Source organism: Chthoniobacter flavus Ellin428, assembly GCF_000173075.1.
GTDB lineage: Bacteria > Verrucomicrobiota > Verrucomicrobiia > Chthoniobacterales > Chthoniobacteraceae > Chthoniobacter > Chthoniobacter flavus.
The window spans coordinates 537,989-552,202 of sequence record NZ_ABVL01000001.1 but is presented as its reverse complement, the minus strand read 5'-3'; the positions used below and the strand labels follow the sequence as shown (position 1 = coordinate 552,202).

General features: G+C 57.5%; 11 protein-coding genes and 1 pseudogene. 7 read left to right on the top strand and 5 right to left on the bottom strand.

The genetic code is table 11. The features are described from left to right. Positions 1–87: 87 nt before the first annotated feature. Both CFE428DRAFT_RS36890 and CFE428DRAFT_RS39465 read left to right on the top strand, forming a co-directional pair. On the top strand, positions 88–456 hold the full coding sequence (locus CFE428DRAFT_RS36890; protein WP_237705419.1) for a hypothetical protein: 369 nt from the start codon (positions 88–90) through the stop codon (positions 454–456). 75 nt (positions 457–531) lie between these two features. After that, a complete protein-coding gene (locus CFE428DRAFT_RS39465) occupies positions 532–1,086 on the top strand; it encodes a hypothetical protein (RefSeq protein WP_006977806.1) in 555 nt (184 codons plus the stop codon). Positions 1,087–1,126: 40 nt separating this feature from the next. Here the strand turns inward: CFE428DRAFT_RS39465 and CFE428DRAFT_RS02260 are convergent, their stop codons facing one another. Continuing rightward, positions 1,127–1,354: a hypothetical protein gene (locus CFE428DRAFT_RS02260; RefSeq protein WP_006977805.1), complete on the bottom strand. Its 228-nt coding sequence runs from the start codon at positions 1,352–1,354 to the stop codon at positions 1,127–1,129. 291 nt (positions 1,355–1,645) lie between these two features. On the opposite strand from CFE428DRAFT_RS02260, the pseudogene CFE428DRAFT_RS02255 reads away from it, so the two are divergent. The 4 genes and pseudogenes from CFE428DRAFT_RS02255 to CFE428DRAFT_RS02240 all read left to right on the top strand — a co-directional run bounded on the left by CFE428DRAFT_RS02255 (position 1,646) and on the right by CFE428DRAFT_RS02240 (position 7,534). Continuing rightward, positions 1,646–3,299 (top strand): annotated as a pseudogene (locus CFE428DRAFT_RS02255) (alpha-amylase family protein). Between the two features lie 576 nt (positions 3,300–3,875). After that, complete coding sequence (locus CFE428DRAFT_RS39460; protein ID WP_006977803.1) at positions 3,876–4,835, top strand: autotransporter-associated beta strand repeat-containing protein; 960 nt, start codon at positions 3,876–3,878, stop codon at positions 4,833–4,835. Further along, entirely contained in the window at positions 4,747–5,874 is a 1,128-nt protein-coding gene (locus CFE428DRAFT_RS02245; protein ID WP_237705424.1) for a PEP-CTERM sorting domain-containing protein, read from the top strand. Before CFE428DRAFT_RS39460 ends, CFE428DRAFT_RS02245 begins: the two co-directional genes overlap by 89 nt. 151 nt (positions 5,875–6,025) lie before the next feature. Continuing rightward, positions 6,026–7,534, top strand: coding sequence for a nickel pincer cofactor-dependent isomerase, group 22 (locus CFE428DRAFT_RS02240; RefSeq protein ID WP_006977801.1), 1,509 nt, complete (start codon positions 6,026–6,028; stop codon positions 7,532–7,534). Positions 7,535–7,552: 18 nt separating this feature from the next. On the opposite strand, the gene CFE428DRAFT_RS02235 is transcribed toward CFE428DRAFT_RS02240, so the two are convergent. The 3 genes from CFE428DRAFT_RS02235 to CFE428DRAFT_RS02225 form a co-directional block, all read right to left on the bottom strand. Continuing rightward, on the bottom strand, positions 7,553–7,939 hold the full coding sequence (locus CFE428DRAFT_RS02235) for a type II toxin-antitoxin system VapC family toxin (RefSeq protein WP_006977800.1): 387 nt from the start codon (positions 7,937–7,939) through the stop codon (positions 7,553–7,555). Next, positions 7,936–8,163, bottom strand: a complete 228-nt coding sequence (locus CFE428DRAFT_RS02230; protein WP_006977799.1) for a DUF2281 domain-containing protein — start codon at positions 8,161–8,163, stop codon at positions 7,936–7,938. Before CFE428DRAFT_RS02230 ends, CFE428DRAFT_RS02235 begins: the two co-directional genes overlap by 4 nt. A 295-nt stretch (positions 8,164–8,458) precedes the next feature. Continuing rightward, positions 8,459–8,962, bottom strand: coding sequence for a DUF4240 domain-containing protein (locus CFE428DRAFT_RS02225; RefSeq protein ID WP_006977798.1), 504 nt, complete (start codon positions 8,960–8,962; stop codon positions 8,459–8,461). Between the two features lie 435 nt (positions 8,963–9,397). Between CFE428DRAFT_RS02225 and CFE428DRAFT_RS35265 the strand changes: the two genes are divergently transcribed. Beyond that, a complete protein-coding gene (locus CFE428DRAFT_RS35265; RefSeq protein WP_157447407.1) occupies positions 9,398–12,283 on the top strand; it encodes an SIR2 family protein in 2,886 nt (961 codons plus the stop codon). A 276-nt stretch (positions 12,284–12,559) separates the two neighbouring features. Here CFE428DRAFT_RS35265 and CFE428DRAFT_RS32815 read toward each other — a convergent pair whose 3' ends face one another. Next, positions 12,560–14,092, bottom strand: a complete 1,533-nt coding sequence (locus tag CFE428DRAFT_RS32815; protein ID WP_162145221.1) for a DUF1963 domain-containing protein — start codon at positions 14,090–14,092, stop codon at positions 12,560–12,562. Positions 14,093–14,214 lie beyond the last annotated feature (122 nt).

The following is a 14,214-nucleotide window of genomic DNA, read 5'->3' as shown; positions in this document are numbered from 1 at the left end:
AAAAAAGAGTGTGTCACTCAAAGGCAATACCGACCGCTCGATAGCGGCTGAGCCTAAGCACTTTGTCATCCCAGCCCAGCAGCAGCAATGGAACCCACTCTTCCGGATTGCCCCGCAATTCGTTCGCCGCTTGTTTCTGGGAGATTCGTGCTGCGTGAAGGTATAGCCGTTGATGTAATGATCGCCTCCTTGGATTACTCCCGAATCCTTTCGTATGCTGCGAAGGCTTCCTCGCTTTCCATCTCCTCCGGCGGATTGTGCGGCAGCGAAGCGAAGCGCTGGAACTTCACGCTGTGCGGCGACGGCGTATCATCGTCGTCTGCGTCGGTGATGGCCTCGCCGCCCGCGCGCCAATCGGCGGCTTTAGAGAAATTCGCCGAAATTACGGGCTGGCAAGGGAGCTCTTGTCGCACATTTTGGCGACAGGCGGGCGAAACCACTCTGGCCTATCGGTGATGGATGGCATTTGTTCCCACCTCCCCAGTCTATCCGCCCGTCAGCCATCCGCTTCGCTTGGGCAGCCGATCCGCAATGATGGCCCTGTGCACCAGCGGCATCCTCCTTTGCACACCGCAGTTCGCCAGCTCAGAACCCATCCCGGGAGCCGCCGCTTCCGGCGCAACGGCTGCGGAAACCGATTTGGAGAAGATCGCGCACGACGAGAAGGCTTCCATCGACCTTCGGGTAGAACAACGAAATGTCATGCCTGGGATCCGTTTCGCGACGCACGGCGCTTCCCGGGTCCAACACCGGGGCCTGAATATCCATCTCTTCAACCATTCGCCCGACGTCGTGAATCTTAAAATCAAGTACGTCATTTTCGGACGCGACATGGTGCATCACGACGTCATCACCATCAGCGATGGCGAAATTCCCGTGATGATCAAACCCGGTACCGGCGAAGAAGTGAAAGTGGCTCCCGTAAGCGCTACGGAGGTTCCCGCTCACTTCAAAGCGAAAGGGAGCGGCGCTTCGATCATCGGCCATGGCGTGCAGGTCCTCAATGCCGGCAAGATCATTGCTGAAACCTACGAGCCGCCGGCCCTGAAAGCCAGTTTTGGCAAGACCATCCGGCTCCAGCAGTAACACAATACCCCCGAAGCCCAACCCGGCATCGCCTGGTTCGTCACCCCTGTTCAGATTTCGGCATCCAAAGGAGGACGTACCATTCAACGGCGGTAGCGATTGGCGGATAGCGGCTGAGCCAAAGCACCGGTGCGTAAAATGCGGCCATCGCCCGCGGCATTGGCGACCGAAGGCCATAATGGGTGAAGCGGATGACTGGCCCGATGGAGAGCGAATAAAAGACCAGCAGGGCGGCAAACAACATCGCCGCGAATTGCGCGGGTTTCATTCGTCGGATTTTCAGCGCAGATGGAGGTCAATACGAGTTTCTTTCTTCCGTTCGCTCGATCGGCACAGGCCAGGGAGTCGTGATCGTTGCGGGGCGACTTGGCCTTGCCCTCGTTACCAAAGCGAGGCTTCGATCACGATCCGTAATCAGCAAGCGGCGGAGTTGCCACACTGAATACTGATCACTGAATACTGACTACTACTCCCTCCCCCGCCGGCCGCAGGCGTGAACAACCCGGACACGCACCACCTACCCGAACTGCGATGCACGGGAACAGACCGAACCCGCCATATGATCCAAGATCTCTGGTACAAAAACGCCGTCATCTATTCCCTGGATGTCGATACCTTCATGGACCAGAACGGCGATGGCATCGGCGATTTTGAGGGATTGATGCGGCGGCTGGATTACCTGCACGCCCTCGGGATCAGCACCCTCTGGCTGGCGCCGTTTCAGAAGACGCCCAACCGGGATAACGGCTACGACATCGCCGACTATTACACCGTCGATCCACGGAACGGCTCGAGCGGCGACTTTGTCGAGTTCATGAACCGGGCCAACAAGCTGGGCATGTCGGTGATCATCGACCTGGTGGTCAATCACACCTCGGACGAGCATCGCTGGTTCCAGACCGGACGGGCCAACAAGGAGACGAAGTATTACAACTACTACGTCTGGTCCAAAAAGCGGCCGAAGGATTGGAACCAGGGAATGGTCTTTCCCGGGGTGCAGAAGGCGACCTGGACCCGCGACCCGGTGGCGCGCGAATATTACTATCACCGGTTTTACCAGTTTCAGCCCGACCTCAATTATCGACAATCCCGATGTGCGCACGGAGATCCGGCGGGTCATGGGCTTTTGGCTCCAGCTCGGCGTCGCCGGGTTCCGCGTCGATGCCGTGCCGTTCGTCATCGAGAGCCGCCTGCCCGGCAAGGCCAGTCGCATGCGTTTCGATTACCTCACGGAGTTTCGCAAATTCCTCCAGTGGCGCTCGAAGGACGCCATCCTCCTCGGCGAGGCGAATGTGCCACCGCCGGAGCACCTGAAATACTTCGGCGACGACGGCGATGGCCTGCACATGATGTTCAACTTCTTCGTCAACCAGCACCTTTTCTACGCGCTCGCCTCGGGCAATGCGCAGGCCCTGGCCCGGGCGCTGCTCAAAACGCAGAAGCTCCCCGGCTTCTCGCAGTGGGCGCACTTCCTCCGCAATCACGATGAGCTCGATCTCGGTCGGCTCACCGACGAACAGCGGGCGAAAGTGTTCGCGCGTTTCGGGCCGGACAAGGACATGCAACTCTACGGTCGCGGCATCCGGCGCCGGCTCGCGCCGATGCTCGGCAGCGTGCCGCTGATCGAGCTCGCCTACAGCCTGCTCTTCGCCCTGCCCGGCACGCCGGTGCTTCGCTACGGCGACGAGATCGGCATGGGCGACGATCTGGATCTTCCGGAACGCGAAGCAGTCCGCACGCCGATGCACTGGTCCGAAGATCCGCAGGCCGGTTTTTCCCTGCACCAGAAAACGGTGAATCCGGTGATCTCCCAGGGACCTTTCGCCTGCAGCCAGGTGAATGTGGCCGCCCAGCGGCGGGACCAAAATTCGCTCTTCAACTGGACAGCCCGGATGATCCGCCTGCGCAAGGAATGCCCGGAAATCGGCTGGGGCGAATGGAAGATTCTGAAGACCGGCTCCCCGAGTGTCCTGGCGATGCGGTATGACTGGATGGGCAGTTCGCTGGTCACGCTCCACAATCTCTCCGACCAGCCGCAGGAGGTGCGGATTCATCCGGGAGTGGAGGAAAGTCAGGTGCTGGTCAACCTGCTCGATATCAACGAAAGCCGCGCCGGGGACAACGGCATCCACCGCATCACCCTGGAAAGCTACGGCTACCGGTGGTATCGCGCGGGAAGCCTGAACCAGGTGCTGCGTCAGCGGAAGGTGTGAGGATCGAAACTCCTCGGTGCGGCGATCTCCAGGCCGCCGATCGATGCGCCGGCGGCTCCCACGGAACGCTTCGCGGTGGCTTTCGGTAAAACTGCAGGAACGCGCGCGGTTCCGCGAAGCCTGGCGAAGCGCGATCACGGTGGCGCTTGGCTTGGATCGTCTCAGGCCATCGCCGGCACGCCACACATACGTATTACAACTTAGGCACTGGAATTGCTCCCTCCGGGGCAGCGCATCGCGACCGCAATTCGGCAGAAGGTTTTCTGGTTCTTAAAAATGGGCCGGCATAACGACCGGAGCGGTACCCATCCGGAGCGGCGCAAAAACCTCTTATTCCATGAAAAATCCCATCTCGAGACAGACTCGCCCTTCATCTCTTTTCCTCAGGATCTGCCTCGGCATCCTGCTCGCCGGCTCTTTGGCTCGGGCGCAGCTCAGCACCACGTATAGCGATGGCCAGCAAATCGATGTGACGAATACTCCATCGGAAACATCGCCTCACCGACGACGATCACCCTCACCGGCATCAGCAATAACGGAACGGCCACGCTTTTAAATGTCACCAATTCCCTGAGCGTGGGTGACGAAGGCGGAATTACCGCCCAGGACGGGGCTCAGATCATCGTGGGCGGTATTGCCAAAATCGGCAACTCTAACGCCACCGCCGCCGGGACCATCGGCAGCAGCATTACCGTCACCGGCATGAATGCCAACGGCAGCGCTTCTTCATTGAGTGTCGGCGGCAATTTGTATGTGGGCTACGATATCATTCGAGGAACGCTCACCATTCAGGATGGGGCTCAAGTGACCTGCAACGGGGATGTGTCGGATGGCGGTACGACCCTCAACGGGGCGCCCAATGAACCATCCGGCACTCTCTTGGTCACGGGAACCAATGCCAATGGTACCGCCTCTACTTTGAGTGGAGTGAATCTGAGCGTGGCCAATGGAGCTCCCGGCCCGTCATCATTCACTGTCTCCAACGGCGCCCAGGCCAATTTTCAGACGTTTCACGCCAGCGGCACCACCTTCCTCATCGACAACGGCACCCTGCGCGGCACCGCCCCCACCGGCAGTTCCCTCCAGGGATCGTTTGCGCCTGGCCCCGTGGGTACGGTCACCTTGGGCAGTGGGGGTGCCACTCTCGATAACAGCGGCTACGCTTTCGCCGTCAGCGCGCCCCTCAACGGCGCCGGTAGCCTGACTTTGAAGGGGGCAGGCACCTTCACGCTGACCGGTTCGAATAGCTACAGCGGAGGCACCACGATCACTGCCGGAATCGCCCAATTTGCGACCGCGGCCTCGTTGCCTGCTTCCGGCACGGGTTTCCGTCCAGGCCGGCGCGACCCTGGCGGTGAGCGCCGGTGGAAGCAAACCGGTCTTCAACGGCCAGGAGTTCACCAATGCCACCTCGGGCAGCGGTTCGATCGGCGGCGTCCTTTCGAGCGTGTCGTTCGCCTCGGGATCCGCTTTCGGCATCGATACATCCGATACCGGGGGGCCTGGACAAGGTGGAACGTTGACCTACTCGGGTAACATCACGAATGCCGGCCTGGGCCTGACCAAACTCGGCATCGGAACCTTGGTCCTGGATGCCACGAACAGCTATGGCGGGCCGACCACCGTGGTCACCGGGACGCTGGCTCTCGGGCCAAACGGTTCGATCAGCAATACCTCGGCGATCATCGTCGCTAACCAGGCCACCTTCGATACCGGCGGTGCTTCGGCCACGGTCGGTTCCGTGACTGGCGCCGGCAATCTGGCGATCGGAGGCGGCGTTTTCACGGCGGGTGGCGACAACAGTTCCACCCATTTTTCCGGCAGCATCGGTGGCACGGGCGGATCTTTCGTCAAGCAAGGCACGGGCACGACCACCTTGTCCGGTGCGAATACTTACGACGGCGGGACGACCGTCTCCAGCGGCAAGCTGGCCGTGGATGGCGCGGTGGCCGGAAACGTGGTGGTCAATCCGGGCGCGGAAGTCGGTGGTCATGGCACCGTCGCAGGAACGATTGGCGGTGCGGGTTCCGTCGGGCCCGGCAATAGCCCGGGTATCCTGACCGCCGGCGCGACCGACCCATCGGGCGGCCTGACCTATAATTTTGAACTGGCTCTTCCCGGCGCACCGATCTGGAGCAACGCCGCCGCGAGCGGCAACGATGTCCTCCATCTCAACTCCGGCGCTCCATTCACCTCTGCGCTGACCGCCGGCAATGTCATCAATTTCTATTTAGCGGCGGGCCCGCAAACCTATGAAGGGGGATTTTTCGTCAATGGCGACACCGATCTTCTGAGCGCGAATATCGCCGACGCCGACATTCACTATTACCTTCTGGATAATGCGAACGGCACCGTCTCCTATAACGGGAACGAGTACGATCCGCTCTTCGGAACAGTCACCGCCAGCACGGTCCCCGTTGCCGGGGCTGATTTCGCCGATGGAACCGTCGATGGTTGGACCGAGCAGGTTACTATCGTGCCGGAGCCTTCCACCGGGGGGCTGTTGATCTTGGGAGCGTGTGGTTTCATGCTCCTCAAGCGCAGGCCGAAAGTCGGCCAACTCCAAGGCAATTGAAATTAAAGCGAGATCGTTTCAGGAGTGGAATGATTCGATTGCCGGCGGGGAATTGCAGTAAAACGCCAGCTTGCTGACTAGCGAAAGCGAACGGCGCTCACCGACGCCTGCATCCGCTATCCGCCATCAGCCATTCCCCCGTCCCCTCCCCATGAACAAAAAATCCCGCCAGCCCACCACCCGGCGCTACTTCCTCGGCCGCACCGCGACCTCTGGTCTTCTCCTCGCCCTCGGCAAAGGCGCCACCGCTCACGCTGGCCCCACTTCTGACATCACCCAGCAAGAAGCCCACGCTCCGAATACTCCCTCACTAAGCACTCCTCCACTAAGCACTCGCCCCTCCTCCTCCAGCCCTCTCCCCGCCAACTTCCTCAACCCCGCCGACTCCCCCATCCATGCGCTCCTCCACGCCATCCCCCTCCCGCGCATGGTCCCCATCGAGACCACCTTCGAGCGCCCCACGCTCTCCGACATCCCCGCCGCTTTCCTCGCCGAACTCCGCGCCTCCCGCGTGCTCGAATCCATCCGCCCCGGCATGTCCATCGCCGTCGGCGCCGGCAGCCGCGGCATCGCCAATCTCCCGCTCGTCACCCGCCTCCTCGTCGACGAACTCAAAAAGGCCGGTGCCCATCCCTTCGTCTTCCCGGCCATGGGCAGCCACGGCGGCGCCACCGCGGAGGGCCAGATCGCCGTCCTCGCCCGCATGGGCTTCACCGAGGAAAAAATCGGCGCCCCCATCCGCGCCACCATGGACGTCGTCCAGGTCGGCACCACCCCCGCCGGCCTCCCCGCCTTCGTCGATGCCCTGGCCGCCGCCGCCGATGGCATCATCGTCATCAACCGCATCAAACCCCACACCTCCTTCCGCGGCAAAATCGAAAGCGGCCTCGGCAAAATGATCGTCATCGGTGTGGGTAAACAAAAAGGCGCCGAGACCTGCCACGCCCTCGGCTACGGCCGCATGGAAGCCAACCTCCTCGCCCTCTGCCACGCCACCCTGGCCAGCGGCAAAATCCTCTTCGGCATCGGCCTCATCGAAAACGCCTATCACGAGACCAGCCAGATCGCCGTCGTCCCCGCGCGCGACATCGAGGCCCGCGAACCCGAACTCCTCGAGACCGCCCGCCGCCTCATGCCCGTCGTCCCCATCCACGCCCTCGACGTCCTGCTCATCGACGAAGTCGGCAAAAACATCTCCGGCACCGGATTCGACCCCAATGTCGTCGGCCGCTACCCCACCCCCGACGTCACCCTCACCGAGCGTGACCCGCGCATCACCCGCATCGCCGTCCTCAATCTCACCGACGTCTCCGAAGGCAACGCCACCGGCCTCGGCCTGGCCGACTTCACCACCGAAAAAGTCTTCCGCAAATTCAACTTCATCGAAACCTACTGCAACCTCCTCACCTCCACCACCGCTACGGTGGGCAAAATCCCCATGGTCCTGCGCGACGACCGCCAGGCCATCCAGGCCGCGATCAAGACCAGCCTCATCCCCGACCTGCGCCAGGTCCGCATCTGCCGGATCAAAAGCACCCTCGCCCTCGATCGCGCCTACGTCTCCGAAAACCTCGTCGAAGAAGCGCTCCGCAATCCGCGCACCAAAGTCGCCGGCCCGGCGGTGGAGATGGCTTTCGATGCGGAGGGAAATCTCCGGTGAGAAAACCGAAGCAACCGTCTACCAGAGCAGCGGAACTCCGTACGCCGCGAACGCAGTATCGCACGTTACAATCGTCAGTCCCTCGACCTGAGCTTGTGCGATAATCAGGCGATCAAATGGGTCGCCATGATGCCGAGGCAACGGAATGAGCGCTTGGTAATGCGCCACCGATGGCGGCAGAAGGGCAAACCCATTCGCATCCAGCACTCCCGGGAAAAGCATCTGATATCCGCCTTGGATCTGCAGCTTCCCCAAGCTCAGCTTGATCGCCACCTCCCAAGCGGAAGCATGGCTCACGCAACGCTCATTCGCCGCATCCTCCATCGCTGCACGCGCCGTCGCGCTCAAAGAGGGATTGCCCTCACAAAACCAGATGAGCGCATGGGTATCGATCAACACCCTCATCCCATGTAGTCCTTGAAATCTTCCAGCGGTTCATCGAAGTCCGGCGCAGTGGAAATCCGGCCGCGCAGGCAACCAAACCCCTTTAGACCGGCCTGACTCGCCTCCGTCAAGGCGGGTTCGAGTTCGGCCCTCACGCGGATCGCCTGATGCCTCAATTCCTGCGGAATCGGGAGGTGCAACGTCCCGTCGGCGTCCGGTTCCAAGATGGCCGTAATGGTGCTCATGGCTTGAGTATATCGGCTTGCCCCATTTTGAGCAACCACCTCCCTCTCAGCACAATCTGCCATCTGCAATTTGCCATTCCCCTACCTCCCCCCTCGACCGCGCCTGCGTCTCCGAAAACCTCGTCGAAGAAGCGCTCCGCAATCCGCGAACCAGAGTCGCCGGCCCACCCGCGGAGATGACTTTCGATGCGGAGGGGAATTTGAGATAAAGTTGTTGGCCGACTGTCCGCAGCCAGTGAACCCGCCAAGAAGCAGCGCGTCCTTTAAGTCCTGAAGGAGAAGCGCCCCTAAACGCTCACCAATACTTGGAGAAAAGCTTGGGCCAACGCTTGCTAAATACCTCTTCCTCCTCCTCCCATTCTTCACCGGTGAGAGTGTCAGGGGCCGTTTTGCCGTAGGGAAACGGTTTACCCACTTTCGCTTCGTAGGCTTTGGGTGCGATATAGGCGAATTCCTCAAATTCGATGTCTGAATCCGACAGGTTCTGCGGGTAGTCCGCCAGATCATCCGGATTCTTTACCGCCCGCTCGAACCATTCCCGACCGCGGCTAACCAGCCAGCGTCGGAAGTATTCAAATCCATCGTCGGAACATCCACCCGCGATGATATAAGCAGCTCCCCAAAGATCGTTTGAATAAGACTCCTGCAAGCACGCCTCCACATGCTCGCCAAACGATACAATCTCTTCTGGCGAAAGATCCATCAGCTCTGATTCGAGAACATCGGCCTGTTCATCAATCTCACCGCTGCTGCCGTCCAAGCTCCGCTGAATCAACTCCCAGAATTTGTCCTTGGTCATTCCCCATCTTGCCCCGATGCGATGCGCCTTTGGCAAGCCTCGACAAACGATCCGCAACGCGAATTTTTGTCTTGCGGCGGTCGGGGCGGTGAACTGGAAACAGAGTTTCCGACCCGCAGGATACGTTCCCAAAGCGCTTCGCCAACTTTAGGAACGAGAAAAAACCGTTAAATATCCGTTGCAGCCTTACCGCCTCGAAAATCGACAACCCAAATCCAGAAAGTTCGCAATTGCCTCGTAATTACGCGCTATTACCCCTATCACCCCTCCGGGAGGAAAAATAGACGAATGCACCATTTTGCAGAAACCGGCCGACTCCAATCTCGAGTTGTACACGCGGTCAATCGGGGAGAAAAGATAACATTTCTATTCGGCTCAGCGCTCACCGCGCCCGGCACTGGTGCCGACGAACTATGCGTGCCCGACGCAAACGCTATGGTCCAGGAAGTCGTAAAAATGTTTGATGGGACCGATGAAAACGACGCCTTGCGGACACTGCTAAACTCAACCGACATCACCCAACGCTACCAAGAGGCGATGCGGTTTGTCATCGATTGTCGCGGACAGGATGCGCTTAACAACATCATTCAAAATGCGGTATTAAAGGCTAGAACCGCTTCAGAACCCCATCCACTCGACTTCGACCGCCTCGAATCGGATCCGAAAGGATGGTTCCTGCGTCCCGCAGTGCGTGCAGTCGGTCAGATAGTACACGACCACCCTCACGTTTTCTCTGAGCCGTTGCTGACCTCTAATTTCGACCCTCTACTAGAGGTGAGTATCCGAGCCGCTGGGGGGAATGCAATGACAATTGTATTACCTTCAGACGGTCAATTTACAAATGTTTTAGCCCCCGACACATCGAAGGTGGTGCATTTTCATGGCTATTGGCACGGAAGTGACACCTTGCACACGCCTGCGCAATTGACGCGCAATCGTCCGCAATTAAAAGGTTGTTTACGGAACCTCCTCCGCGAGACCACGTTGGTCGTTATGGCTTACGGTGGATGGAGTGACGTCTTCACCCGAACTTTGGTGGAAGTTATCAGCGAACAGACAGAACCGCTAAATGTACTTTGGACGTTCTATTCTGATAACGAGGAAGATATTGCCAAGCGCAATCCGCGTCTATTAGCCGCATTTGAACCATTAGCCGGCCAACGAGTATTGTTCTACAAGGGCGTCGATTGTCACATTTTTCTACCTCACCTGCGAGAAAAACTCGTATCCCCAACACCAAAGATAGTCAAGGTTGAATATCTTTCCAAAAGCGAGGTATTGCCACCGTCAATAGTAGTTTCTGGCGGTTCCGATATCCCGCCGCAAGCAAGTGCCTGGGTAGGACGAGAAACGGAACTGCGAATAATGCTATCAAGCAATGCTAAGGTTATCGCCATTTCGGGATTTGGCGGAAATGGAAAATCAACATTGGCGGCCAAATACCTTGAAATGCGAATGACCGCAGGTGAAATCGCCCATTGGTATTGGGCGGATTGCAAAGAGCAGAGCAATACCTTACACACTCAACTCGTTCGGATGGTCGAACGAGTGTCGCGAGGAGCAGTGCGTGGGTCCCAACTCGCCACGGCTGACTCAGAAGCCGTAGTAGACCTTCTCTTAGTATTATTAGCGGAAGAGCGCGCGATATTGGTTTTTGATAATATCGATAAATACGTCGACGTCGAGGAACGCAAAGCTCTTGGAACGATGCAGATTTTGTTTCAACGCGCGATGTCCCAACCGCATCTCGGCCAATTCCTAATTACGGGGCGTCCTAGCCTTGATTACACCCACACTTCATTTTTACAAATACCTCTCTCTGGTCTATCTATCGAGGAAACCAGACGGCTCTTTGAGATGTGCGGCGTTATCTTCGATCCTATTAGCGCGGAAGAGAAGATATCGGAGGTCCACGCATTGACGAGCGGTCACCCTTTAGCTCTCAATCTAATCGCTAATCAGATAGGAAAAGGGCGAGCAGATTTTGACGAGCTTATCATAAAATTAAAGAAGGGAATAGAGGCCGGTATCGAGAATCCTGTTCTGCCAAATATTTGGGACACCCTTAATGAGAAACAAAAAACCGTACTCCGCTACCTCGCAGAATTGATTCACCCAGAACCTGAACAGAGAGTAGCAAGCTATCTAGGGACGGCAATCAAATACAATCAATTCAGCAAAGCCATCCGAGCATTAAAGGCTTTACATATGGTTGTGGTAAAAACTCCTGGCGGAGGCCTAGCGGATACGATCGAATTACATCCTTTGGTCAGAGACTTTATCCGCCATCGCTTCGAGGAAAAGGAGCGCACACCATTCATAAGTTCACTCATCAGCTTTTGCGACCGCATGATCGGCAAATTCCGATCAGAGATCTCTTCCGCTCCGTACAGCGTTTTGGAAAATTGGACTGCAAAGGTTGAACTCTGCCTTCGTACCAAGCGTTACGAGGAAGCTTTGATGGCTCTTTTTGAAGTCAAAGCATACCTGCTTTTGAACGGATATCCCGAGGAATTTCTACGACTCGCACTAGAATTAGTGAGTCAATTCGAAATCGATGCCGAAGACAAAAACAGAGCAAATCTCGATCAAGTGTTCGACGACTTGGTCAGGGTACTTTCGGAGTTAGGGCGTTTTAGAGAAGCAGACCTGATGTTATCGAAGTTTGAGAAATCCATCGCTGGTAAAGACGCCCGCTTCATTCTTCTTTGCAACATCAGAGGATACTCGCTATGGCTTCGCAAAGATTTTGAAGCAGCGAAACAGTGGGCCACTAAGGGCGTTGAACTGAAAGCCAGCGTTGGCCTGGACACCAACTACGATTGTAGTCACACCCTAGCATTGGCGCGAAGAGATTCGGGTGAATACGAAGCCGCGCTGAAGTATTTTCTGTTCGGACAAAACTTGGAGGACATCCTAAATGCCGAAAACTACAAACCAACAATAGCAGGCCACTACTATGGCAATATCGGGAGATGTTTGCAGTTTTTATCGCGTTTGGATGAAGCCATTACATGCCTTCGCTTCTCTGCTCGGGCCCTTGAAGAACAGAGCAACTCAATGTCATTGATGAATGAAGGATGGGCGGCCTTTTGGATCGGAGAAGTACTCGAAAAGCGTGGCGATCTAGAGGTCGCCTATGCGGCCTTTAGAAGGGCTGCAGCGAAATGGAAACCTGTATCGCCGTCTCGACATCGTGAGGCCGCTCATGCGGCAGATCGAGTCAGAGAGATGTTGCCATTGGAAGTTGTTGCGCCCGCAGACGACTGGGAATGTAAAAGAATATTTCTGGAATGGGTGCGTAGCGACAAAGCTGCATAGCCTGCTGCGTCATGCATCGCTTCTCATCCTTATTCCCTTGTCGGGATAGGGGGTCGCTTGCGGGATAGGGGTCGGGTCTTGACACTTGACGGAAAGGAGGCGGGGAGCGCGGGGTGATCGGGGTCAACTCTTCACACTTCACAGAAAGAAGACGGGGGATGGGGACCGCGGAAAAGTGAGGGCAACTGTGGACAGTCCCCCAAAAATCATAATCCCTGCGATCTCACAACCGGGCCCCCGTCACTGGTTCTACATCATCGATCCCTGCCTTCCCGGCTAAGACGTCTCCAGCGAAGCGTGCACGCGCGAAAAATCGCCTCGTCGCAAATCCTCACGGTGAATCGTAAACGTCACCGTGCCGGCGTCCCAAAAACAAAACCCGACTTTGTCATCCCAGCCCAATTGCAACAAAGGGACCCACTCTTCTGGTTTGCCCCGCAATTCGTTCGCGGCTTGTTCCTGAGGAGATTCGTGCTGCGTGAAGGTATAGCCGTTGATGTAATGATCGCCTCCTTTGGATAACTCCCGAATCTTTTCGTATGTATCGGGAGCTTCCCCGCTTTCCATCTCCTCGGGTGGACAGTGCGGCAGCGAAACGAACCGCTGGAACTTCACGCCATACGGCGACTGCGTATAATCGTCGGTGTCGTCGGTCATGGCCTCGCCACCCGCGTGTCGAATCGTCTTCAACTCCCGCACATCGCCTTCAAAAAACAGCACCCGGGCCTTCAATGATTCCGTTGACTCGATAAAGAACGACAGCAAGCCCGCGCGCGGCAGGTAGGTATTCAGCGAGGCCAGGTCTTCCAGATTGAGCTGCGCCAGAAAAATCCAATAGCGTCCCTCTTCGTCCCGGGGGAACAACTCCGAGTCGGACAGATCTGGAAAGCCGCCCAGACGCGAGTTGCCGGGTCGCGAGTAATCATCAGGCACCGTGGAATCGATACGCACCGCCTCACGAGCCAACCCGAGGATGAGCGGCGCAAATTCGCCTGCCCCGTAGCTCTCCGTCGCTGCGAGCAACGGCGCGTGGAAAGGACTTGCCGGTTCGACAAAAAGCTTCATGTCCGTGAGGGCAATCCGCGGCGGCTGATCGCTGGGCTGATAAGTCCAATCCATGAACAGCGGGCGTTTCTCCGCCTCGATGCTGATGGTCTCAATGCCCATGGTGGAAAGGCAGCCCGGCAACGACTCGAGCGGGTTTCTTTCGATAGATAGCCGTTCAAGACTAGTGAGACGGCAGATTGATTCCGGAATGGTCCGCAGATCGTTGCAATTCAGCGACAACGATTTTAAACGGGCCAGTTCGCCAATCGACTCAGGCACTTGCCGCAACCGATTTACGTCAAGAAACAGCCACACCAAGGCGCCAAGATTCCCAAGCGACTCCGGCAATTCCTCCAGTTTGTTATAAGAAAGACCCAACCTTTGCAACTGTGTCAATCGACCGATACTTTGCGGAATCCGCTCAAGAGAGTTTTGCGAAAGGCTCAGTTCCTCCAGCTTGTCCAGGCCACTAATCTTCTCCGGCAGAGCGCCCAGGGAACTGTTCCCGATGGAGAGGGATCGGAGATTCGAAAGCGAAAGGATGCTTTCGGGAAAAGTCGGAATGTTGCAGGCTTGCAGATGAAGGATCTGCAGGTTTTTCATTTTATCCAATCGCGGCAGAAGCTGGCTGACATCCGCGAGCGAAATAGAAAGCGACTGCAAATTCTTTAACTCGGCCACCCGCGCAAGCGCCGCGGGATCCGTATGGCGGTAGATCCGCAAACGGACGACCATCTCGGGCGTCCGCAGTGCTTCCTCCAAGTCCTGGAATTCCGGCTGCCGTTTGAGTTCTTCGTCGCAGTACAGGGGCATGAGGGGAGGCTATCAATGCGCGGCCAGGCCGGTAGCACAATTTTTGCCCTCGTTACCAAAGTCACTTTGGT